Annotated in this window: 19 protein-coding genes and 1 pseudogene; 12 read left to right on the forward strand and 8 right to left on the reverse strand. The window is 64.5% G+C overall.

The features are described from left to right. Positions 1-32 precede the first annotated feature (32 nt). Positions 33-533 carry a thiol peroxidase gene (tpx, locus tag CKW13_RS17720; protein ID WP_095109895.1) on the reverse strand — a complete coding sequence of 167 codons (501 nt, stop codon included), beginning with the start codon at positions 531-533 and terminating at the stop codon, positions 33-35. Positions 534-657: 124 nt separating this feature from the next. Next, complete coding sequence (locus CKW13_RS17725) at positions 658-1,314, reverse strand: S-type pyocin domain-containing protein (protein ID WP_095109896.1); 657 nt, start codon at positions 1,312-1,314, stop codon at positions 658-660. A gap of 209 nt (positions 1,315-1,523) precedes the next feature. Here CKW13_RS17725 and CKW13_RS17735 point away from each other — a divergent pair. Further along, positions 1,524-1,913 (forward strand): annotated as a pseudogene (locus CKW13_RS17735) (spermidine synthase); the annotation flags it as partial. Positions 1,914-1,922: 9 nt separating this feature from the next. Here the strand turns inward: CKW13_RS17735 and CKW13_RS24490 are convergent. The 4 genes from CKW13_RS24490 to CKW13_RS17755 all read right to left on the reverse strand — a co-directional run bounded on the left by CKW13_RS24490 (position 1,923) and on the right by CKW13_RS17755 (position 5,958). Beyond that, complete coding sequence (locus CKW13_RS24490; protein WP_176465136.1) at positions 1,923-2,087, reverse strand: hypothetical protein; 165 nt, start codon at positions 2,085-2,087, stop codon at positions 1,923-1,925. A gap of 248 nt (positions 2,088-2,335) precedes the next feature. After that, positions 2,336-3,007 (reverse strand): DUF3313 domain-containing protein, encoded by a 672-nt coding sequence (locus CKW13_RS17740; protein WP_095109898.1) that lies wholly within the window; start codon positions 3,005-3,007, stop codon positions 2,336-2,338. A gap of 798 nt (positions 3,008-3,805) precedes the next feature. Then, on the reverse strand, positions 3,806-4,288 hold the full coding sequence (locus tag CKW13_RS17750; RefSeq protein ID WP_095109900.1) for a DUF934 domain-containing protein: 483 nt from the start codon (positions 4,286-4,288) through the stop codon (positions 3,806-3,808). Continuing rightward, positions 4,285-5,958 (reverse strand): nitrite/sulfite reductase, encoded by a 1,674-nt coding sequence (locus tag CKW13_RS17755; protein WP_095109901.1) that lies wholly within the window; start codon positions 5,956-5,958, stop codon positions 4,285-4,287. Before CKW13_RS17755 ends, CKW13_RS17750 begins: the two co-directional genes overlap by 4 nt. A 275-nt stretch (positions 5,959-6,233) precedes the next feature. Between CKW13_RS17755 and ccoN the strand changes: the two genes are divergently transcribed. Together ccoN and CKW13_RS17765 are read left to right on the forward strand one after the other, a co-directional pair. Continuing rightward, positions 6,234-7,661 carry a cytochrome-c oxidase, cbb3-type subunit I gene (gene ccoN, locus CKW13_RS17760; RefSeq protein ID WP_095109902.1) on the forward strand — a complete coding sequence of 476 codons (1,428 nt, stop codon included), beginning with the start codon at positions 6,234-6,236 and terminating at the stop codon, positions 7,659-7,661. A 54-nt stretch (positions 7,662-7,715) separates the two neighbouring features. Continuing rightward, positions 7,716-7,937: a CcoQ/FixQ family Cbb3-type cytochrome c oxidase assembly chaperone gene (locus CKW13_RS17765; protein ID WP_095109903.1), complete on the forward strand. Its 222-nt coding sequence runs from the start codon at positions 7,716-7,718 to the stop codon at positions 7,935-7,937. Between the two features lie 46 nt (positions 7,938-7,983). Here CKW13_RS17765 and CKW13_RS17770 read toward each other — a convergent pair whose 3' ends face one another. Both CKW13_RS17770 and CKW13_RS17775 read right to left on the reverse strand, forming a co-directional pair. After that, on the reverse strand, positions 7,984-8,478 hold the full coding sequence (locus tag CKW13_RS17770) for a hypothetical protein (RefSeq protein WP_095109904.1): 495 nt from the start codon (positions 8,476-8,478) through the stop codon (positions 7,984-7,986). A gap of 94 nt (positions 8,479-8,572) precedes the next feature. Continuing rightward, on the reverse strand, positions 8,573-9,079 hold the full coding sequence (locus tag CKW13_RS17775; RefSeq protein WP_095109905.1) for a GNAT family N-acetyltransferase: 507 nt from the start codon (positions 9,077-9,079) through the stop codon (positions 8,573-8,575). Between the two features lie 610 nt (positions 9,080-9,689). Here CKW13_RS17775 and CKW13_RS17780 point away from each other — a divergent pair. The 9 genes from CKW13_RS17780 (at position 9,690) to CKW13_RS17820 (ending at position 19,748) form a co-directional block, all read left to right on the forward strand. Further along, complete coding sequence (locus CKW13_RS17780) at positions 9,690-10,775, forward strand: 3-deoxy-7-phosphoheptulonate synthase (RefSeq protein WP_095109906.1); 1,086 nt, start codon at positions 9,690-9,692, stop codon at positions 10,773-10,775. A gap of 278 nt (positions 10,776-11,053) precedes the next feature. Then, positions 11,054-11,911 carry a triacylglycerol lipase gene (locus CKW13_RS17785; protein ID WP_095109907.1) on the forward strand — a complete coding sequence of 286 codons (858 nt, stop codon included), beginning with the start codon at positions 11,054-11,056 and terminating at the stop codon, positions 11,909-11,911. A gap of 92 nt (positions 11,912-12,003) precedes the next feature. After that, positions 12,004-12,285, forward strand: a complete 282-nt coding sequence (locus CKW13_RS17790; RefSeq protein ID WP_095109908.1) for a peptidylprolyl isomerase — start codon at positions 12,004-12,006, stop codon at positions 12,283-12,285. Between the two features lie 131 nt (positions 12,286-12,416). Then, positions 12,417-14,285, forward strand: a complete 1,869-nt coding sequence (locus CKW13_RS17795) for an extracellular solute-binding protein (protein WP_095109909.1) — start codon at positions 12,417-12,419, stop codon at positions 14,283-14,285. Beyond that, positions 14,285-15,340 (forward strand): microcin C ABC transporter permease YejB, encoded by a 1,056-nt coding sequence (locus tag CKW13_RS17800; RefSeq protein ID WP_095109910.1) that lies wholly within the window; start codon positions 14,285-14,287, stop codon positions 15,338-15,340. The genes CKW13_RS17795 and CKW13_RS17800 overlap by 1 nt, the downstream gene beginning before the upstream one ends. Then, positions 15,340-16,362, forward strand: a complete 1,023-nt coding sequence (locus tag CKW13_RS17805; protein WP_176465137.1) for an ABC transporter permease — start codon at positions 15,340-15,342, stop codon at positions 16,360-16,362. The genes CKW13_RS17800 and CKW13_RS17805 overlap by 1 nt, the downstream gene beginning before the upstream one ends. A gap of 9 nt (positions 16,363-16,371) precedes the next feature. Then, positions 16,372-17,961 carry an ABC transporter ATP-binding protein gene (locus CKW13_RS17810; RefSeq protein ID WP_095109911.1) on the forward strand — a complete coding sequence of 530 codons (1,590 nt, stop codon included), beginning with the start codon at positions 16,372-16,374 and terminating at the stop codon, positions 17,959-17,961. Between the two features lie 115 nt (positions 17,962-18,076). Next, positions 18,077-18,319, forward strand: coding sequence for a hypothetical protein (locus CKW13_RS17815; protein ID WP_095109912.1), 243 nt, complete (start codon positions 18,077-18,079; stop codon positions 18,317-18,319). A 13-nt stretch (positions 18,320-18,332) separates the two neighbouring features. Beyond that, positions 18,333-19,748 carry a sigma-54-dependent Fis family transcriptional regulator gene (locus CKW13_RS17820; RefSeq protein WP_095109913.1) on the forward strand — a complete coding sequence of 472 codons (1,416 nt, stop codon included), beginning with the start codon at positions 18,333-18,335 and terminating at the stop codon, positions 19,746-19,748. Positions 19,749-19,793: the final 45 nt, after the last annotated feature.

Here is a 19,793-nt window from a genome sequence, read left to right on the forward strand (position 1 = left end):
CAGAGCCAGGCCGCGCAAAAGTTTAATGCCTGTTACTTCAATACGGCCAGGGCCGCGTCGTAATTAGGCTCCTCGGCGATTTCACCCACCAGTTCGCTGTGCAGCACACGGTCGTTTTCATCCAGCACCACCACCGCACGGGCAGTCAGGCCGGCCAACGGGCCGTCGGCGATGGCTACGCCGTAGTTTTCGATGAACTCGCGGCCGCGCAGGGTCGACAGGTTCTGCACGTTTTCCAGGCCTTCGGCGCCGCAGAAACGGGCTTGGGCGAACGGCAGGTCAGCCGAGATGCACAGCACCACGGTGTTTTCCAGTTGGCTTGCCTGTTCGTTGAACTTACGCACAGAGGTGGCGCAGGTTGGCGTATCGACGCTTGGGAAAATGTTCAGCACTTTGCGCTTGCCGGCGAAGCTGGCCAGGGGGGTGTCGGCCAGGTTGCCCGCCACCAGGGAAAACGCAGGTGCCTGGGTGCCGACTTGTGGCAGCTGGCCGTTGACCTGGACAGGGTTGCCTTTGAGGGTGACTTGAGCCATGCACGCATTCCTTATATGGATGATTTTGGGTGTGTCAGGGAGGCCGAAGTTAACCACGAAACCCTCTGCTCGGCCTATCCCAACCTGTCGACAGACATTTCTTCAATTGCCTGAGGCAAGTGCCTTAAGCCGTGGAGGAGCTTTGCCCTGATGCCGCGATGGAAAACTCATGGCGGTTCCTCAGCATCACGTACAACGGCGCCACACCTGAATCGGCAGGAAAAACCACCACGTAATCATCAAACGCCACCTGCGCCTCACCGCCCAGGGCTTCCAATAACGGTACCGAGGGCGTTTCGACGAAGCCCAACCTGCGCTCGGTGCTCGACGCCTGCCCGGTGGCATCCCCCTGTGTTGTCGCCTCTGCCCAACTGAGGGTGTCGCCGCCTACACCATCGGCGGTGAAACGCAATGGGTTGCGCGGCGCGTCCCAATGGGCCGCCCGCACCCTGACCCTGCCGGGGGTTGCAGCAATGGCCACCTGCAACAACTCCAGCACCGAGCTCAAACCCCGCGACCGCGTGCCGTGGGCCACCGCGTAGCGGCCACTGAACAGCCTCAGGGGCAGTTCAACCTCACCCTGAGCCGTGACCAACGCGTGCCAGTCGGCTCCCTCGACGGGCATCAGTTCAGCCAGCGGTAGGCTGACGCCATACATCTGGGTTTCAGCACGGCTGCGATAGCCAAAACGCAACACCACGGCCCACTGCCCGCCTCCTCGCTGGAGGCGACCTGCCAGGTGAGTTCCGCTACCGCCGAACGCAGGGGCGCGCCGGGACATCCCTCACAGCCGTCGACAGTTGGCAAGGCGCCTGGCCCGGCCCGCTGCCCTGCTGTATGCGTTGCGCCACCAGTTGCCGTTGCGCGCGCTCAAGCACCTGCGATAGCTGAGCCCCCCACTGCTGACGCTGGAGGTTGATCGCCGCCAACTGCGCCCGGTAACGCTCCTCGGTGCTGCTGGCCTGCTCCATTGAGCCTGGTCGGCACGGGCGTAGTGCCCTGCAAGAGGTGGGCGTGGGCTCCACTGCGGCGCTGCTGGCCACGTGGGTCACCGACCGTGCCGGCCTGGAGCGCTTCACCGCCGGGGCCCTGGCGGTGACCGATGACCAGCCGCGCATCGAGTACGCGCCCTGGGTGCGCAGCCAGGAGATCACCCGGGTGCTGCCGGCGCTGCTCGACCTGCGTCAGGCGCCGGTATTGCACAACGCCGACGCCGCGTTCGGCGCGCGCATGGACCGTCACCAGCGGCGCCTGATGCAGTTCTACCGCGCCAGCCTGCACGCCTACGCCGGTGATCGCGCAGCCTGGGCGCGTGACATCCGCGAAGTGATGGCCGGCGACAGCGCCAACCCCTATTACCGTTGGTTTATCGGGCAATGAAACGGCCGTTCAAAGGATGTGCGCCACCAGGCCGACCGGGCCGTTGACCACGTTAAAGCGCACCCAGTCGCCCTCCTTCACCTTCCTGGCGGGGCTGTATAACGGCAGCAAGGTGCCGTCGGGCTGACGCACCACCAAAAAACCCCTGACCTTGCACACCTCGCCTTCGAACACGGTTTTGCTCCTGACACTCGGGTGCGGCATCAGACACCATCGCCAGTCGATTGGCTACAACGCACCGACAGCAGCCCCAACACGGCATTGCGCCGGGCACCGTTTACGGCCGCTGCGCAGCCGAGCGCGGGTAAACCCGCTTGCTACAAAAAAGGTGGCGCGCGCCACTGGGCGCTCACCCCGCCCCCGCAGGCGCCTGGCTTGCCAGCGCCCACAGGGATGGGCGTAGCAAGGGTGGGGGGGGGAAGTTACTGGGCCTTGAGCTTGAGGTAGGACTGGTGCAGATCCGCCGCCCAGCCGTCGATGACGTTTTTCACGTCAGTGGCTTTCATCACTTGGGAATCGTTTTCCAGCGGCTTGCCGGTGCCTTTGCGCACCACTTGGGCCAGTACTTTGTGGGTGCCGCCGTCGAGGAACACCGCTTCGGTGGCCAGGTCGGTTTCCTGGTCGCGGATGCCACTGGCGGTGCTTACGGCTGCGGCCACCAGGGCAATCGGGATCACTTCATAGGCCTTGAGGCCTTCGGTCTTGCTGCTGACGGCGGTGATGGCCGCGCGCACCACGATCACACCCGGGCCTGGGGCATTGGCCAGGGGCAGGGATTTACTGATTTCCCGCTTGAGGGCCTGGTCGTAGTAGCTGGTGATGCCTGACAGGGTGCTTTGAGGGATTTTCACCGTGGGCTGGGGTTGCGGGTAGAGCTGGGTCGGTTCGACGTAGACACTGGTGTACTGGCCCACCTTCAGGCTGGGGTCGACCCAGCGCATCACGTCCACGCCCGAGGGCGACTTGGCTTCCTTGAGGCGGCTGTAGTCCTTGAGGAACCCGGAGTAGTCCTCAGGCTGGGTCACCTTGCTGGAACAGCCCACCACTGCGACGCAAGCGACGCATAGCGCGCTAACCATTAGTCCAAGCTTCATGCTGTAGCTCCTGTCAGATGACCGGCAACGGTACGGGAATAAAGGAACCTTAGGTATAGCCAAGCTTCAGACTTTTAGTGAGGCGCACAGCGAATATTCATTTAGCGCTGTGGGGTATTTCACACCCCTCATTTGACAGACCGCCGCTGGGCGTCAAAGCTGCACCCAGCCTCGCCCGCCCCGACAGGTCGAAGCCTCTGGACTACGGAAGTCGCAATGCCCAAACCTAAAAATAATGCTGCTGCGCCACGTCCTGATTCGCCCGCCCCCGCCACTAACCGCTACCTGTTCCCCGTCACTGCCCCGTGCGGGTGCTGCTGCTGATCGCGGCCATGGGCGGGTTTCTGCTCGCCAGCCAACCCGCGCCGGCAAAGCATGTCGATGAAACCCAATGCCAAACCTGCCACAGCACGCAGGCACAGGCCTGGCAAGGCTCCCACCATCGATGGCGATGCAGGTGGCCGACGCGCAAACGGTGCTGGGCAAGGTGGCTAGCGTGACGTTCAAGGGCGAAAACGAAACCACCCGGTTCTTTCGCCAGGGCCAAGCGTTGTGGGTCATGGCTATCGCGGGCGGGCCCGCTCCCACAGAGAAGGCCAGGAACGGCCCATCCATCATGGGTGACCCGCCACACAGTTGAACTGCGGTGTGGGTGGGATTTTCATTTTCCTCTGTGGGAGCGAGCCTGCTCGCGATGGCGGCACTGTGTAGCGGTGACGAAGGCTAGGGGTAAGACAGTTGCTCCCCACAATGGCCGGCCTCCCATCCCATACAGGCCATGCACGGTGGGCTTGGGGTTCAGCGCCGGCGAAACAGCGGGCGCGGTTCGATGGCGCTGCGGCCGTAGTGCACGCTCATGCCGGCCAGGCCTTTGAGGGCGTCTTCGGCGCATTTGTCTTCACGCACGGCGAAGGCGTCGAAACCGCATTGGCGCATGTGGCTGAGCTGGTCGCGCAGCACATCGCCAATGGCGCGCAGTTGCCCTTGCCAGCCCAGGCGCGTGCGCAGCAGGTAGGCCTGGCTGTAGGCGCGGCCGTCGCGAAAACTGGGGAAGTCCAGGGCAATCAGCGGCAGTTGCGCCAGCCACGGCGCCAGGCTTTGTACCTCATCGTCCGGCCCCAGCCACACGCCGTCTTCGGCGCGGTGATAGAGCAGCCACAGCGCCAGCGGCAGGATCGCCGGCCCGGCGGGCAGTGGCGCTTGGGGGTCGCGCAGCAAGGTCCAGGGGTCGTCGCCGACGATCCGCGCCTCGGCGCCGTACAGGCGCAGCAGGTTGTTCATGCCGACACCTCCAGGGCCGCGCCGTACACCCGCTCCTTGAACGGCTCCAGGCCAATGCGTTGCACGGTGTCGATGAACAGTTCCTCGCTTTCGCGGTAGCGCACGAAGGTGGCGATGATGTGTTCGATCACGCTTGGCACTTCCTCGGCACTGAAGGACGGGCCGATGACTTTGCCCAGCGCACTGTTGTTGCCCTGGGCGCCGCCGAGGGTGATCTGGAACCACTCGCTGCCGTTTTTATCCACCCCCAGGATGCCGATGTTGCCGATGTGGTGGTGGCCGCAGGCGTTCATGCAGCCAGAGATGTTCAGGCTGATGTCCCCCAGGTCGTGGAGAAAATCCAACTGCTGGAAACGGCCCTGGATCGACTGGGCAATGGGGATCGAGCGGGCATTGGCCAGGGCGCAGAAATCGCCGCCCGGGCAGGCGATGATGTCGGTCAGCAGGCCGACGTTGGCGCTGCCCAAACCGTGCGCACATGCCTGCTGCCACAGGGCATGCAGGGCCGCCTTAGGCACGTCCGGGAGGATGATGTTCTGTTCGTGGGCGATGCGGATTTCGCCAAAACCAAACTGCTCGGACCAATCGGCGACAGCGTCCATCTGCGCGGCGGTGACGTCGCCCGGTGGCGCGCCCGGGCCCGGCTTGGTCGATAGCACCACGCTGGTGTAGCCCGCCACTTTGTGCGGCTGCACGTTGCGCGCCACCCAGCGGGCGAAGGCCGGGCTGTCGCTCAGGTGCGTGCCAAAGTTCAGGTCGGTGTCGGCCAGGCTCTGATAGCACGGCCTGACGAAGGCGTCGGCCACCCGCTGGTATTCGGCCTCGGTGAGTTGCGCCGGGCCGTCCTTGAGGTGCTGCCATTCCTCTTCGACTTCCCGGGCGAAGGCCTCGATGCCCAGGGCCTTGACCAGGATCTTGATGCGCGCCTTGTACTTGTTGTCGCGCCGCCCGTGGCGGTTGTACACCCGCAGCACCGCCTCGACGTACGACAGCAGGTGCTGCCACTCCAGGCCTTCGCGGATCTGCTGGCTGAGGATCGGCGTGCGCCCCAGCCCCCCGCCGACCATCACCCGCAAGCGCATTTGCGCGGCGCCGTCGCGGTAAAGGTAGAGGCCGATGTCGTGCATCATGATCGCCGCGCGGTCCTGTTCGGCCGAGCAGATGGCGATCTTGAACTTGCGCGGCAGGAACAGGAATTCGGGGTTGATGGTGGACCATTGGCGCAGGATCTCGGCCAGCGGCCGCGGGTCGATCAACTCGTCGGCGGCCACCCCGGCGAAAGCCTCGGTGGTGATGTTGCGCACGCAGTTGCCGGAGGTCTGGATGGCGTGCATGTCGACGGCGGCCAAGCGTTCGAGGATGTCCGGCACCTGGGCCAGTTCGATCCAGTTGAACTGCATGTTCTGGCGCGTGGTGAAGTGGCCGTAGCCACGGTCGAAATCCCGGGCGATGCCGGCCAGGGTACGCAACTGCGCCGCGCCCAGGGTGCCGTAGGGGATCGCCACGCGCAGCATGTAGGCGTGCTTTTGCAGGTACAGGCCGTTTTGCAGGCGCAGGGGCAGGAACTCTTCTTCGCTCAACTCGCCGGCCGTAAAACGCCGGACCTGGTCGCGAAACTGCGCCACCCGCTCCAGCACCAGGGCCCGGTCGTAATCGTCGTACTGGTACATGTGGCTACCTCATCAATCAGCACTGGCCGCGCTCTGTCGGCGGGCTTCACGGGGTTGCCACTATGGCCCAGCAGCTCAGTCGCTTAAAGATTCAGGTACAGCCATAAAAACCATATCAGCGATGCAAAACCCTTAACTGGCTTGCTCTAAATCTGATCCGTATTAATGCAGTTTTTCTGAGTCTGTTTTGTTTCGCCCACGGTTTCTACAGTAAGTCCCCCTGCCAGACCGGGTGGCCTGGCAAGACTTTGTTTGCAACCGTGGAAGAATTGACCATGAGCACAGCAGCAATCGGGCAAGCCTATAACTACAAGGTTGTCCGCCAATTTGTCGTGGCGACCGTGGTATGGGGCGTCATCGGAATGGCCATGGGCGTGTGGATCGCCTCGCAACTGGTGTGGCCGGACATGAACCTGGACCTGCCCTGGACCACGTTCGGGCGCCTGCGCCCTTTGCACACCAGCCTGGTGATTTTCGGCTTCGCTGGCAGCGCCCAGTTCGCCGCCAGTTACTACGCGGTGCAGCGCACCTGCCAGGTGCGGCTGTACTCCGACACCCTGGCGGCGTTCACCTTCTGGGGCTGGCAAGCGGTGATCGTCATCATGCTGGTGAGCCTGCCGCTGGGCTACACCACCACCAAGGAATACGCCGAGATCGAATTCACCGGCGCGGTGTGGATGGCGGTGGTGTGGGTGGCCTATGCCGTGGTGTTCTTCACCACCGTGGTACGTCGCCAGACCAAGCACATCTACGTGGGCAACTGGTTTTTCGGCGCGTTCATCCTGGTGATCGCCATGTTGCACGTGGTCAACCACTTGGCGATCCCGGTGGACTGGTTCAAGTCCTACCCGGTGTATTCCGGCGCCACCGACGCCATGGTGCAGTGGTGGTACGGGCATAACGCGGTGGGCTTTTTCCTCACCACGGGGTTCCTGGGGATGATGTATTACTTCGTGCCCAAGCAGGTCGGGCGGCCGGTGTATTCCTATCGCCTGTCCATCGTGCACTTCTGGGCGCTGATTACCCTGTACATCTGGGCCGGCCCCCACCATTTGCACTACACCGCACTGCCGGACTGGGCGCAGTCGCTGGGCATGGCGATGTCGCTGATCCTCCTGGCGCCGAGCTGGGGCGGGATGATTAACGGCATGATGACCCTCTCCGGCGCCTGGCATAAGTTACGCACCGACCCGATCCTGCGCTTTCTGGTGCTGTCGCTGGCGTTCTACGGGATGTCGACGTTCGAGGGGCCGATGATGGCGATCAAGACGGTCAACGCCCTGTCCCACTACACCGACTGGACCATCGGCCACGTCCATGCCGGCGCGTTGGGTTGGGTGGCGATGATTACCTTCGGCTCGCTGTACCACATGATTCCCAAGGTGTTCGGCCGCGAGCAGATGTACAGCACGCCGCTTATCAACCTGCACTTCTGGCTGGCGACCATCGGCACCGTGCTGTACATCGCCTCGATGTGGGTCAACGGCATCACCCAGGGCCTGATGTGGCGCGCGATCAACGACGACGGCACCCTCACCTACTCGTTCGTCGAGGCCTTGCAGGCCAGCCACCCGGGGTTTGTGGTGCGCTTCGTCGGTGGCGCGTTCTTCCTCGCCGGCATGCTGCTGATGGCCTACAACACCTGGCGCACAGTGCGTGTGGCGGACCTCAAGGTCGCCGAAGCCGACGCCCGGATCGCCTGACCTGCGGCGCACGCCTTCGCGGCGTGCGCCTCATTTTTTCCAAGGAGCTGCGTGATGATCGAGCTAGCACTGAACGTGGGCGCGGTGGCGTGCCTGTACCTGGCGGTCGAGTATTGCTTGCGCAACCAGTCGGCCAAAAGCCTGGACGACGCCAGCCTGATCCCCTTCGCCGACGACCCCGAAGTCGCCCGGCGCGTGGAACTGGCCACCGGCAAGCGCATCGATGCCGTGGCGCCACCGGAAGCGAAAAAGGGTTGGGGCAACATCGAGATCTGACTTGAGAGAGCGGGTTCGCCCGCTCCCACAGGTTTTACCGGGTGGGCTACCCCCGCTCGCGCGGGATCAGCCCCTGTAATTGTTGGGCCAGGAAATTGGCATCGAAGGCGAAGGTGTCGGGGTCTTTGAGGCCGTTGGTCTTGCACCATTGCCACTCGCCGGCCGGTGGCTGGCAGACCAGGGAAATGCTGCCGTAGCGCGCGGCGGTCAGGCCCGCCACCGCCAGGGCAATGGCCCCACCGGCGCCCATCACCTGGGGCACGAACTCCACCGGTTTGCCGGCGATCAGGATGGTCAGTTTCTCGGTCTTGAACGGCGAACTTTCTACCGGCACCGCAGGCCCCGAGGCCACATAGGCTTCGCGGCTGACGCGCAGCAACTCCGGCACCTGTACCGGTGCCAGCCATTGCTCGATCTGGTCGAACAACTGGCCGATCCGCACCGCCCACTGCGCCGACTGGGTTTCAAACACCTGCTTTTTGTGCGCTTCGCTCTGTGCGTAGTGGCGCAGCATCTCGCCCAATTGCTGTACGTCATTCATCGCGGTGTTCCCTGGGTCAGCCGTGGCTGCAAAGCCTGGATCATGGCAGATGCGCGACGCTGGCGTATGACTAATACCGCCGGCGCCACCGGGCTCAGCGCGTGCGCCGTAAGCGCGCCATGCTCAGTACATCCACCAGGGCGCCATCACGCACCGCGTAATCGCACAACCGGCCTTCCTCGACAAAACCGAACTTGCGGTACAGGCCGATGGCCGCCTCGTTGTCGGCGAACACCGTGAGCTCCACCCGTTGCAGGCTCATCCAGTTGTCTGCCACCTCCAACGCCGTGGCCAGCAACAGCGAACCGATGCCCTTGCCCTGCCACGCCACCGAGACACCCATGCCAATGGCGCCGCAATGGCTGCGCCGCACCCGAGAGAACTGCTCCAGGCCACAATTGCCCACCACCGCGCCCTGATACAGCGCCACCAGGCGCAGGTGCCGCTCATCCGCCGTGGCCAGGCGCGTGCGCCACAGTTCGGGGGATTGAAACGGCATTTGCAGCACTTGGCGGGTCACCGCCGGCTCGTTGTAAAGCGCAGTGATGCCGTCGATGTGGGCGGTGGTCAGGCGCTCGATGACAACGGGGGTATCGGGCATTGCATTCTTCCTTGGCAATAGAGGGGATCGGTGGTCAAACGCCCTGAGTGTGCCACGCGATAGCCAAGGGTGAGCACACTGATAGCAATTTCCCATTGAACCCCGGGGCCGGCCTCTAGTAAGCTCGGCCCACTTCATCGGAGAAACACCATGCAACACACCCTCCCACAGCCTCGTCACACCGCCAGCGCCTCGCGCCCGGTTGCCGCTGCCTGGGTGAATACTCCGGTCAACTTTTATTTTGGGTATTGGTTTAGCCACTGGCGCGCCTGATACCCACTTCCGGCGCCCACTTTCACGGGTCGCCCACTTGAGTTTTCTCAACCCCCGGTCGGCTTCCCGACCGGGGGTTTTGTTTTTTCAAGCTGTCCATTTTTGCCTCACACCCCATTCAATTTAAGGAAATACACATGAACCGCACCGCTTATTACCGTCACGACAATGCTTGCGCCTGGCGATTTACCAACCTCCGTTCGGGCCAGCCTGCCGCCTCCGACCGGTCACCCACAGGTGGCATCGCCGAACCCACTGCCAACCCGGCCCATTGTCGAACACCCCACTAGGGCCGACGCGCGGGCACGAACCCGCCGCCAGCCCAGGAAGCCCGAATATGAACTCGTCCATTTGCGCTGTACCACTGTTGAATTGCGCCAACCAGGCCTTGACCCAACGCCTGCCCACCGCGCTGCAACTCAAGCAGCAACTGCCTCTGGCCGCCGCCTTGAGCCGCCAGGTCGCCGACCACCGCCAAGCGGTGCGTGCCATCCTCAATGGCCAGGACTCGCGCCTGCTGGTCGTCGTGGGGCCCTGCTCGATCCACGACCCGCAATCGGCCCTCGAATACGCCGACAAACTCGCCCACCTTGCCCATCAACTCAGCGACGACCTGCTGCTGGTGATGCGCGCCTACGTCGAAAAACCCCGCACCACCGTGGGCTGGAAAGGCCTGGCGTATGACCCGCACCTCGATGGCAGCGACGACATGGCCGCCGGGCTGGAGCTGTCGCGCCACCTGATGCGCGAAATGCTCGGCATGGGCCTGCCAATCGCCACCGAGCTGCTTCAACCCATGGCCGCCGGTTACTTCGATGACCTGCTCAGCTGGGTTGCCATCGGCGCGCGCACCACTGAATCGCAGATCCACCGGGAAATGGCCAGCGGCCTGGGCCTGCCCGTGGGCTTCAAGAACGGCACTGATGGCGGCGTGGCCATTGCCTGCGACGCGATGCGCTCGGCCAGCCACCCGCACCGCCATTTCGGCGTCGACAGCCAGGGCCACCCGGCCATCATCCAGACCCCGGGCAACCCCGACACCCACCTGGTGTTGCGCGGCGGCCATCAAGGCCCCAACTACAGCCGCGAACACGTCGCCCAGGTGCAGCGCAACCTGGAACAACTGGCCATCACCCCAAGGCTGATGGTCGATTGCAGCCACGCCAACAGCGGCAAAGACCCGTTGCGCCAACCCCAGGTGTTCGCCCAAGTGCTAGAGCAACGCCTGCACGGCAACCATCAGTTGATGGGAGTGATGCTCGAAAGCCATCTGTTCGAGGGTTGCCAGCCCCTGACCGGGAACCTGCGCTACGGTGTTTCGATCACCGATGGTTGCCTCGGCTGGGCCGCCACCGAAGCGTTGCTGAGCGACGCCGCCCGCCAGTTGCGCGATGCCCGCCGCCCGCACCCGGCGGTCGTGTAAAACCACTCAGGAGCCTGCACCCGCCAGGCTCCGGGTTACCTATCAGATATTTACCTTCTTCCGCGAAGGTAAAACCACGAGCCCTATGAGAGCCCAAGCAGGCCATGGCCTGTAGGGCGATGCGCCATGACAGTGCATCCCAATAGGTTTAAAAAAACCACAGTTTTTTGTCCAACTTCGACGCCATACAGAGGCTCTTTCCTACACATTCCCACCCGGCGCCTGCACTAGAGTGGGGAAAACCTCGACTGCTTCCCTCACCGCAAAAAGGAAAGACCATGCAACGGAATGCAACCACCCAGCACCCCATCCTCTTGGTTCATGGGCTGTTCGGTTTCGAGAGTATCGACAACGTTCCCCTCTTCCAGGCCGTCAAACACGCCTTGCGCCAGGCCGGTGCACGGGTGTTCATCCCTTACCTGTCCGCCACCCATTGCAACGAAGCCCGTGGCGAACAATTGCTGCTGCAAATCCAACGGGTGCTGGCCGGCACCCAGGCCAGCAAAGTCAACCTCATTGGCCACAGCCAAGGGGCTCTGGCGGCGCGCTATGTGGCTGCCACCCACCCGGCGCTGGTGGCCTCGATCACCTCGGTCAGCGGCCCCAACCATGGCTCCGAACTGGCCGACTACCTACACAAGGCCCTGATTCCCGGGCGCCTACCCGAACCAGTGGCGGCAGCCGTTACCCACCTGTTCGCCGACTTCATCACCCTGCTCAGCGGCCACTCCCAACTGCCCACCGCCACCATCGCGGCACTCAATGCGCTGTCCACCGAAGGCGTGGGCGCGTTCAACGACAAATACCCCCAGGGCCTGCCCGCCACCTGGGGCGGCGCGGGCCAGGAACTAATCAACGGTGTGCGCTACTTTTCCTGGAGCGGCACCCTGCGCCCCGGTGTGCGTGGCAACGAGCCTCTGCGCCAAGTGTGCCAGGCGTTTTGCGACTACTTCACCACCGAAGCCGACCAGAACGACGGCGTGGTCGGGCGCTACAGCTCCCACCTGGGCACGGTGATCCGTTCCGACTACGCCCTGGACCACCTGCAAAGCCTCGCCCCGACGGCGAGCGGCGAACAGGACGCTATTGAGCTGTATGTCGAGCATGCGCAGCGATTGCAGGCCCTGGGCCTGTAAGCCCAACGCTCCACCCGGCACTTTGACGAGAAATCCGTCGCGCAATCCGGTAGGCTCGGCGTTTTATTGACAGTTGAACGGAGTACCTCCCCATGGCCAAAGCCACTGCCCGCCACATCCTCGTTGCCACCGAAGACAAGTGCAACGAACTCAAGACACAAATCGAAGGCGGCGCCGATTTCGCTGAAATCGCCAAAGCCAACTCCTCCTGCCCATCGAGCCGCGACGGCGGCAACCTCGGTTCCTTCGGCCCAGGCCAGATGGTCAAGGAATTCGACACCGTGGTCTTCAGCGCCCCGGTCAACGTGGTCCAGGGCCCGGTGAAAACCCAGTTCGGCTACCACCTGCTGGAAGTGACCAGCCGCCAGGACTGATCCGGCACATACGCTCCCCACAACGGCCCGCCTTTCGCGGGCCGTTGTGTTTGGGCGCGGCACCGGGGCTGGCGAGCCATGGGCCGCTCGCGTAAAAAGGCTGTTTCGACCCCAAGGCTGTAAGGCTGACCATGCGACTGGCTCTTCCCTCATTGTTGTTCGCCGCCCTGGCGATAGTGCTCGGCGCCACCGGCGCCCAGGCCACCCCCAGCCACGCCATGACGGTTTACGGTGAACCGGCCAAGTACCGCGCCGGCTTCAGCCACTTCGCCTACGCCAACCCCCAGGCCCCCAAGGGCGGCAGCATGCGCCGCTCGGCCCTGGAAATCGGCCGCTTCGACCATGTGCTGCCCTATGGCGACAAAGGCATCGGCGTGTCGCAGATCGACGGCCTGATCTACTCGCCCCTGGCCCAGCGCTCCCTCGACGAGCCCTACACCGTGTACGGCCTGGTGGCCCAGCAAATGGAGCGCGCCGACGATGGCCTGTGGCTGCGCTTCTACCTCAACCCCAAGGCCCGCTTTGCCGATGGCACGCCGATCACCGCTGAGGACGTGCGCTACAGCTACGACCTGCTGATGACCCAGGGCAGCCTGCGTTTTCGCACCCAGTTCGCCGACGTTCAAGGTGTGGCGGTGGAATCGGCGCGGGTGATCCGCTTCGACTTCAAGAGCAACGAAAACCGCACCCTGCCCCTGGACCTGGCGACCCTGCCGGTGTTTCCCCAGCACTGGTGGAAAACCCGCGACTTCGCCAACGGCGGCGGCTACGAGGCGCCGCTGGGCAGCGGCCCATACCGGGTGAGCAGCATCGATTCGGGGCGCAGCATCACCTTCGCCCGCAACCCCGACTGGTGGGGCAAGGACCTGCCCGTGAGCCGTGGCTTGTACAACTTCGACCGGTTCAGCATCGAATACTTCGGCGACACCGACGTCGCCCGCCAGGTGCTGCGCGGCGGCGCCTACGACTACAACCGCGAATTCCTCGCCTCCGCCTTCGCCGTGGGCTACAACGGCCCGGCCCTGGACGATGGGCGCCTGCAAAAGGCCCACCTGGCCAAGGACATGCCGCAACCGGCCCAGGGCTACGTGTTCAACCTGCAAAAACCGCTGTTCAAGGACCGCCGCGTGCGCCAGGCCCTGGCGCTGCTGTGGGATTTCGAGTGGAGCAACCGGCAGATGATGCGCAACCAGTACATCCGCCAGCAAAGCGTGTTTTCCAACACCGCCCTGGCGGCCCGGGCACTGCCCGATGCCGAAGAACTGGCGATCCTCGAACCCTTACGCGGGCAGATCCCCGACGAGGTGTTCACCCAGGTCTTCGAGGCGCCGAAAACCGATGGCAGCGGGGTGATCCGCGACAAGCAACTGCAAGCCCTGGCCCTGCTCGAAGCGGCAGGCTGGAAACCCGACGGCGATCGCCTGGTCAATGCCGCCGGCGAGCCGTTGAGCTTCACCTTCCTCAACACCCAGGGCGGCATCGAACGCCTGCTGCTGCCCTACAAGCGCACCCTGGCGCAGATCGGCATCACCCTGAACATCCGGCGCATCGACGCTTCCCAGTACCTGAACCGGATCATGGCCCGGGACTACGACATGATCGTCACCGGCTACCCCGCCAGCCCTTCGCCGGGGCTGGAGCTGTACAACTACTTCGGTTCGGCGGCCGCCCTGGACCCCGGTTCCAGCAACACCATGGCCCTGCAAGACCCCGCCGTCGACAGCCTGATAACCGGCCTGGTCAAGGCCACCAGCCAAGCGCAGATGTTGCGTTACGCCCATGCCCTGGACCGGGTGCTGCAATGGAACTACTACTGGATTCCCAACTACTATCCGCCCGGCACTTCCACCGTGTGGTGGAACCGCTTCGGCATGCCCGCCACCCCCGCCAGCAATGAAGAAGCCCTCGAAACCTGGTGGGAGGTGAGCCGCGTGCCCCTGACCAACCAACAGATGGCCGCCGAGCGCATCCGCCGTGGCCAGCCCGGGGGGCCACGCTGATGCTCGCCTACGTCGTGCGGCGCCTGCTGCTGATAATCCCCACGCTGCTGCTGATCCTGTTGGTCAATTTCGTCATCGTCCAAGCCGCCCCCGGCGGGCCGGTGGAACAGGCCATCGCCCACCTGCAAGGCATCGGCGGCGGCGCGGGGGCCTCCGGCGATGGCGTCAGCAGCAGTTCGCGGGCCAGCCGTGGCCTGGACCCCAAGCTGATCCAGGACATCGAAAAGCAATACGGCTTCGATAAACCGACCCACGAACGCCTGTGGCTGATGCTCAGCCACTACGCCCGCTTCGACCTGGGCAACAGCTTCTTTCGCGGCGCCAGCGTCACCGACCTGATCCTGGAAAAAATGCCCGTGACCCTTTCCCTGGGCCTGTGGGCCACCCTCATCACCTACCTGGTGTCGATCCCCCTGGGCATCCGCAAAGCCGTGCGCCATGGCAGCGCGTTCGATATCTGGAGCAGCACCGCGATCATCCTCGGCTACGCCATGCCCGCGTTCCTCTTCGCCATGCTGCTGATCGTGCTGTTTGCCGGCGGCACGTCGTGGAACTGGTTCCCGGTGCGCGGCCTGGTGTCGGAGAACTTCGAGCAACTGAGCACCTTGGGCAAAATCGCCGATTACTTCTGGCACCTGGTGCTGCCGGTCACGGCCCTGGTGATCGGCGGGTTCGCCAGCCTGACCATCCTCACCAAAAACGCCTTCCTCAACGAAATCACCCGCCAGTACGTGGTCACCGCCCGCGCCAAGGGCCTGAGCGAACGCCGCGTGCTCTACGGCCACGTGCTGCGCAACGCGATGCTGCTGGTGGTGGCGGGCATTCCCCAGGCGTTTATCAGCGTGTTTTTTGCCGGCTCCCTGTTGATCGAAGTGATTTTCTCCCTCGATGGCCTGGGGCGCATGAGCTATGAAGCGGCCGTGTCCCGGGACTACCCGGTGGTATTCGGCTCGTTGTTCATCTTCACCCTGTTCGGCCTGCTGATAAAACTCATCGGCGACCTGTGCTACACCCTGCTCGACCCACGCATCGACTTCGCCGGGAGGAACGCCTGATGTTCAGCCTCTCTCCCGTGGGCCGCCGACGCCTGGAGCGGTTCAAGCAAAACCGCCGCGGCTGGTGGTCACTATGGCTGTTTATCGGCCTGTTCGCCCTGACCCTGGGGGGCGAGTTGATCGCCAACGACAAACCCCTGGTGGTCAGCTACCAGGGTGCCTTGCACTTCCCCGTGTTCAAGCGCTACACCGAGCAGGATTTCGGCGGCCAACTGCCGTTCCAGGCCGATTACCGCAGCAGCTACGTGCAGCACCTGATCCGCGACGGCGGCGGCTGGCTGCTGTTCCCGCCCATCCCATTCAGCCACGACACGCCCAACTACGACCTCACCCAACCGGCGCCGAGCCCGCCCAGCGCGCAAAACTGGCTGGGCACCGACGACCAAGCCCGGGACGTGCTGGCGCGGGTGATTTTCGGCGCCCGGGTGTCGATCCTCTTCGCCTTGGCGCTGACCGCCCTGAGCGCCCTGATCGGCATCGCCGCCGGCGCCTTGCAAGGCTACTACGGCGGCTGGGTCGACCTGCTGGGCCAGCGTTTGCTGGAGGTCTGGTCCGGGCTGCCGGTGTTGTACCTGCTCATCATCCTGTCGGGGTTCGTGGAGCCCAATTTCTGGTGGCTGCTGGGCATCATGGCGCTGTTTTCCTGGCTGGCCCTGGTGGACGTGGTGCGCGCCGAGTTTTTGCGCGGGCGTAACCTGGAGTACGTCAAGGCTGCCCGTGCCCTGGGCCTGAGCGACCGCAAGGTGATCGTGCGGCACATCCTGCCCAACGCCATGAACGCCACCCTGAGCTACCTGCCGTTCATCCTCACCGGGGCGATTTCCACCCTCACCGCCCTGGATTTTCTCGGCTTCGGCATGCCCGCCGGCAGCGCCTCCCTGGGCGAGTTGATTGCCCAGGGCAAACAAAACCTGCAAGCGCCGTGGCTGGGGCTGACAGCGTTTTTCACCCTGGCGCTGATCCTTTCCCTATTGGTGTTCATTGGCGAGGCCTTGCGCGATGCCTTTGACCCGCGATCCTGAGCGCAACCCATGACTGACAACCTGATTGAAATCCGCGACCTGAGCGTCGCCTTCAGCGGCCAGTGCGTGGTGCGCTACCTGAGCCTGGACATCCGCCCCGGCGAGTGCCTGGCGCTGGTGGGCGAGTCCGGCTCGGGCAAGTCGGTGACCGCCCATTCGATCCTGCAACTGCTGCCCCAAGCCGGCACCCAGACCACGGGCAGCATCCGCTACCAGGGCCAGGAACTGCTGGGCGCCGGCGCCAGCGTGCTGCGCCAAGTGCGCGGCAACCGCATCGCGATGATCTTCCAGGAGCCCATGACGTCCCTGAACCCGCTGCACAGCGTGGAAAAGCAGATCGGCGAAACCCTGCTGCTGCACAAGGGCCTGGGCGGCAAGGCCGCGCAACAGCGCACCGTGGAACTGCTGGAGCTGGTGGGCATCCGCCACCCCGAGCAGCGCCTCAAGAGCTACCCGCACCAACTCTCCGGCGGCCAGCGGCAACGGGTGATGATCGCCATGGCCCTGGCCTGCGAGCCGCAATTGCTGATCGCCGACGAACCCACCACCGCCCTGGACGTGACCGTGCAGCGCAAGATCCTGGCCCTGCTCAAGTCCCTGCAACAGCGCTTGGGCATGGCCCTGCTGCTTATCAGCCATGACCTCAACCTGGTGCGCAGCATCGCCCAACGGGTGTGCGTGATGCGCGCCGGGGAGATCGTCGAACAGGCCGACTGCGAGCAACTGTTCAGCCAGCCGCGCCACCCCTACAGCCGCGAATTGCTCAACGCCGAACCCGACGGCCAGGCCCTGCCCCGGGACGAACGCGAGGCGGTGTTGCAGGTGGATGACTTGCGCGTGGTATTCAGCAGCGGCGGCGGCTTGCTGCGGCCCAAGCAGCACCTGCACGCCGTGGACGGCATCAGCCTGAGCGTGCAGCGGGGCAAGACCCTGGGCATCGTCGGCGAATCGGGCTCGGGCAAGTCCACCCTGGGCCAGGCGATTTTGCGCCTGATCGACTCCAGCGGCGCCATCCGCTTCCAGGGCCAGGCCCTGGACCGCCTCAACCACAAACAGATGCGACCCTGGCGCAAGCAGATGCAAGTGGTCTTCCAAGACCCCTTCGGCAGCCTCAGCCCACGCATGTCGGTGGCGCAGATCATCAGCGAAGGCCTGGAGGTACATAGCCCGTGCAGCGCGGGCGAATGCGAGCGGCAAGTGATCCGCGTGCTCGAAGAGGTCGGCCTGGACCCCGCCAGCCGCCACCGCTACCCCCACGAATTTTCCGGCGGCCAGCGCCAACGCATCGCCATCGCCCGCGCCCTGGTGCTCAAACCGGCGCTGATCCTGCTGGACGAACCCACCTCGGCCCTGGACCGCACCGTGCAAAAGCAAGTGGTGGCGCTGCTGCGCGACCTCCAGGAAAAACACGGCCTCACCTACCTGTTCATCAGCCACGACCTGGCGGTGATCCGCGCCCTGGCCCACGACATGCTGGTCATCAAGGACGGCAAAGTGGTGGAAAGCGGCCCCAGCGAAACCCTGTTCACCGCGCCCCAACACCCCTACACCCAGGAATTACTGGCCGCCAGCCTGCTGCCGCGACCGGAGCGGGGGTAAACGCTGTAACCTTGGCGCCTTGAGCTGGCTTGTGTGCAAGCACACCTCTGTGGGACCCGCTTCACAGACAGGCCAGCCCCCACTCAGCTAACCGACTTTTACCTGCGGAATCCCCATGACCCCCAACGCCGAACGCTACAACCCCTCCACCGACTATGCCGACAAGCTCATCAGCCGCATCGGCCAGACGCCCAGCTGGATCGCCAAGCGCATCGGCGTGACCGACAAGCGCATCCGCTACATCCTCGACGGCTCGCGCACGGTCAAGGGTGAAACCACCGAGATCCAGATGACCTACCCCGAACAATTTGCCCTCGAATGCCTGGCGGCCGAGGCCAGCGCCAAGAAAAAAGCCTGAGCGGACCCGCACCATGCCCCACAACGAAAGCCTCAAGGATTACCAACGCGTACGCCTGCTGGCGATCCGCTCGCTGTTCGAGATCATCGAGCAGTCCAGTGAGGGCACGGTGATCGTCGACCGCGACGCCAACATCGTCTGGATGAACGAGCGCTACGCCCGCCGCTTCGGCCTGGAGTCCGCCGCCCAGGCCCTGGGCCGCGCCTGCGAGAGCGTGATCCCCGGCAGCCTGCTGCGCGAAGTGGTGCGCAGCGGGCGGCCGATCCTGCTGGACATGCAGGACACCCCCAAGGAACCGCTGGTGGTGATGCGCCTGCCGATCCACGACGACGCCGGGGCGGTGATCGGCGCCATCGGCTTTGCCCTGTTCGACGAGTTGCGCAGCCTCTCGCCCATGCTCAAGCGCTACATGAGCATGCAGGAAGAGCTGGCCTCCACCCGCTCGCTGCTGCGCGCGCGCCAGGCCAAGTACACCTTTGCCCACTTCATCGGCACCAGCGCCGCCAGCCTTGAGGTCAAGCGCCGCGCCCGGCGCGGCGCCAGCGCCGACTCGCCGGTGTTGCTGCTGGGGGAAACCGGCACCGGCAAAGAGCTGCTGGCCCAGGCCATCCACGGCGCCTCGCCGCGGGCGCACAAGGCCTTCGTCAGCATCAACAGCGCGGCGATCCCGGAAAACCTGCTGGAAGCGGAATTCTTCGGCACCGCCCCCGGCGCCTTTACCGGCGCCGACCGCAAGGGCCGCACCGGCAAATTGCAGATCGCCCAGGGCGGCACGCTGTTTCTCGATGAAATCGGCGACATGCCCCTGCCCCTGCAAAGCAAGCTGCTGCGGGTGTTGCAGGAAAAGGAATTCGAGCCGCTGGGCTCCAATGAGGTGATCCACAGCGACGTGCGGGTGATCGCCGCCACTTCCACCGACCTGCAAGCGGCGATTGGCCGCGGCGAGTTTCGCGCCGACCTGTACTACCGCCTCAACGTCCTGCCGATCCAGGTGCCGCCGCTGCGCGAACGCCTGGACGACCTGCCGGCCCTGAGCGAAGCCATCCTCGAAGAGCTGCGCAGCCAGCACGAACTGGACCGCGACGCCCTGGCCCTGCTGGGCCGCCACGCCTGGCCGGGCAACATCCGCGAACTGCGCAACGTGCTGGAACGGGCGGCGCTGCTCAGCGACGACCTGCTTCTCGGCGCCCCGGCCATCGCTGCTGCCATTGGCACCCTGAGCCCCCTGCAACCCTCCCCGGCACCCGCCACCACGGTGCTGGAGGGCGAAACCTTCAGCGCCGCCCGCCAGCGCTTCGAGCGCCAATTGATCGAGGCCACCCTGGCCCAGTGCGGCGGCAAAGTCAGCGAAGCCGCCCAGCGCCTGGGGCTGGGGCGCTCGACGCTGTACAAGAAAATGCTGGCGTTGGGGATTGCCGAGTCTCACTAAAGAGACTCAAATCTCCCAAAAGAGACGCAGCCGCGCTGTACGCTC

Source organism: Pseudomonas sp. Irchel 3E20, assembly GCF_900187645.1.
Taxonomy (GTDB): Bacteria; Pseudomonadota; Gammaproteobacteria; order Pseudomonadales; family Pseudomonadaceae; genus Aquipseudomonas.

Coding starts and splice junctions, on each gene's coding strand:
- CKW13_RS17780 (WP_095109906.1), top strand. CDS start 9,690: ATGAACTCGTCCATTTGCGCTGTACCACTGTTGAATTGCGCCAACCAG.
- tpx (WP_095109895.1), bottom strand. CDS start 533: ATGGCTCAAGTCACCCTCAAAGGCAACCCTGTCCAGGTCAACGGCCAG.
- CKW13_RS17725 (WP_095109896.1), bottom strand. CDS start 1,314: ATGTCCCGGCGCGCCCCTGCGTTCGGCGGTAGCGGAACTCACCTGGCA.
- CKW13_RS17785 (WP_095109907.1), top strand. CDS start 11,054: ATGCAACGGAATGCAACCACCCAGCACCCCATCCTCTTGGTTCATGGG.
- CKW13_RS17775 (WP_095109905.1), bottom strand. CDS start 9,079: ATGCCCGATACCCCCGTTGTCATCGAGCGCCTGACCACCGCCCACATC.
- CKW13_RS17740 (WP_095109898.1), bottom strand. CDS start 3,007: ATGAAGCTTGGACTAATGGTTAGCGCGCTATGCGTCGCTTGCGTCGCA.
- CKW13_RS17755 (WP_095109901.1), bottom strand. CDS start 5,958: ATGTACCAGTACGACGATTACGACCGGGCCCTGGTGCTGGAGCGGGTG.
- CKW13_RS17820 (WP_095109913.1), top strand. CDS start 18,333: ATGCCCCACAACGAAAGCCTCAAGGATTACCAACGCGTACGCCTGCTG.
- CKW13_RS17805 (WP_176465137.1), top strand. CDS start 15,340: ATGTTCAGCCTCTCTCCCGTGGGCCGCCGACGCCTGGAGCGGTTCAAG.
- CKW13_RS17800 (WP_095109910.1), top strand. CDS start 14,285: ATGCTCGCCTACGTCGTGCGGCGCCTGCTGCTGATAATCCCCACGCTG.
- CKW13_RS17815 (WP_095109912.1), top strand. CDS start 18,077: ATGACCCCCAACGCCGAACGCTACAACCCCTCCACCGACTATGCCGAC.
- ccoN (WP_095109902.1), top strand. CDS start 6,234: ATGAGCACAGCAGCAATCGGGCAAGCCTATAACTACAAGGTTGTCCGC.
- CKW13_RS17770 (WP_095109904.1), bottom strand. CDS start 8,478: ATGAATGACGTACAGCAATTGGGCGAGATGCTGCGCCACTACGCACAG.
- CKW13_RS17765 (WP_095109903.1), top strand. CDS start 7,716: ATGATCGAGCTAGCACTGAACGTGGGCGCGGTGGCGTGCCTGTACCTG.
- CKW13_RS17795 (WP_095109909.1), top strand. CDS start 12,417: ATGCGACTGGCTCTTCCCTCATTGTTGTTCGCCGCCCTGGCGATAGTG.
- CKW13_RS17790 (WP_095109908.1), top strand. CDS start 12,004: ATGGCCAAAGCCACTGCCCGCCACATCCTCGTTGCCACCGAAGACAAG.
- CKW13_RS17810 (WP_095109911.1), top strand. CDS start 16,372: ATGACTGACAACCTGATTGAAATCCGCGACCTGAGCGTCGCCTTCAGC.
- CKW13_RS17750 (WP_095109900.1), bottom strand. CDS start 4,288: ATGAACAACCTGCTGCGCCTGTACGGCGCCGAGGCGCGGATCGTCGGC.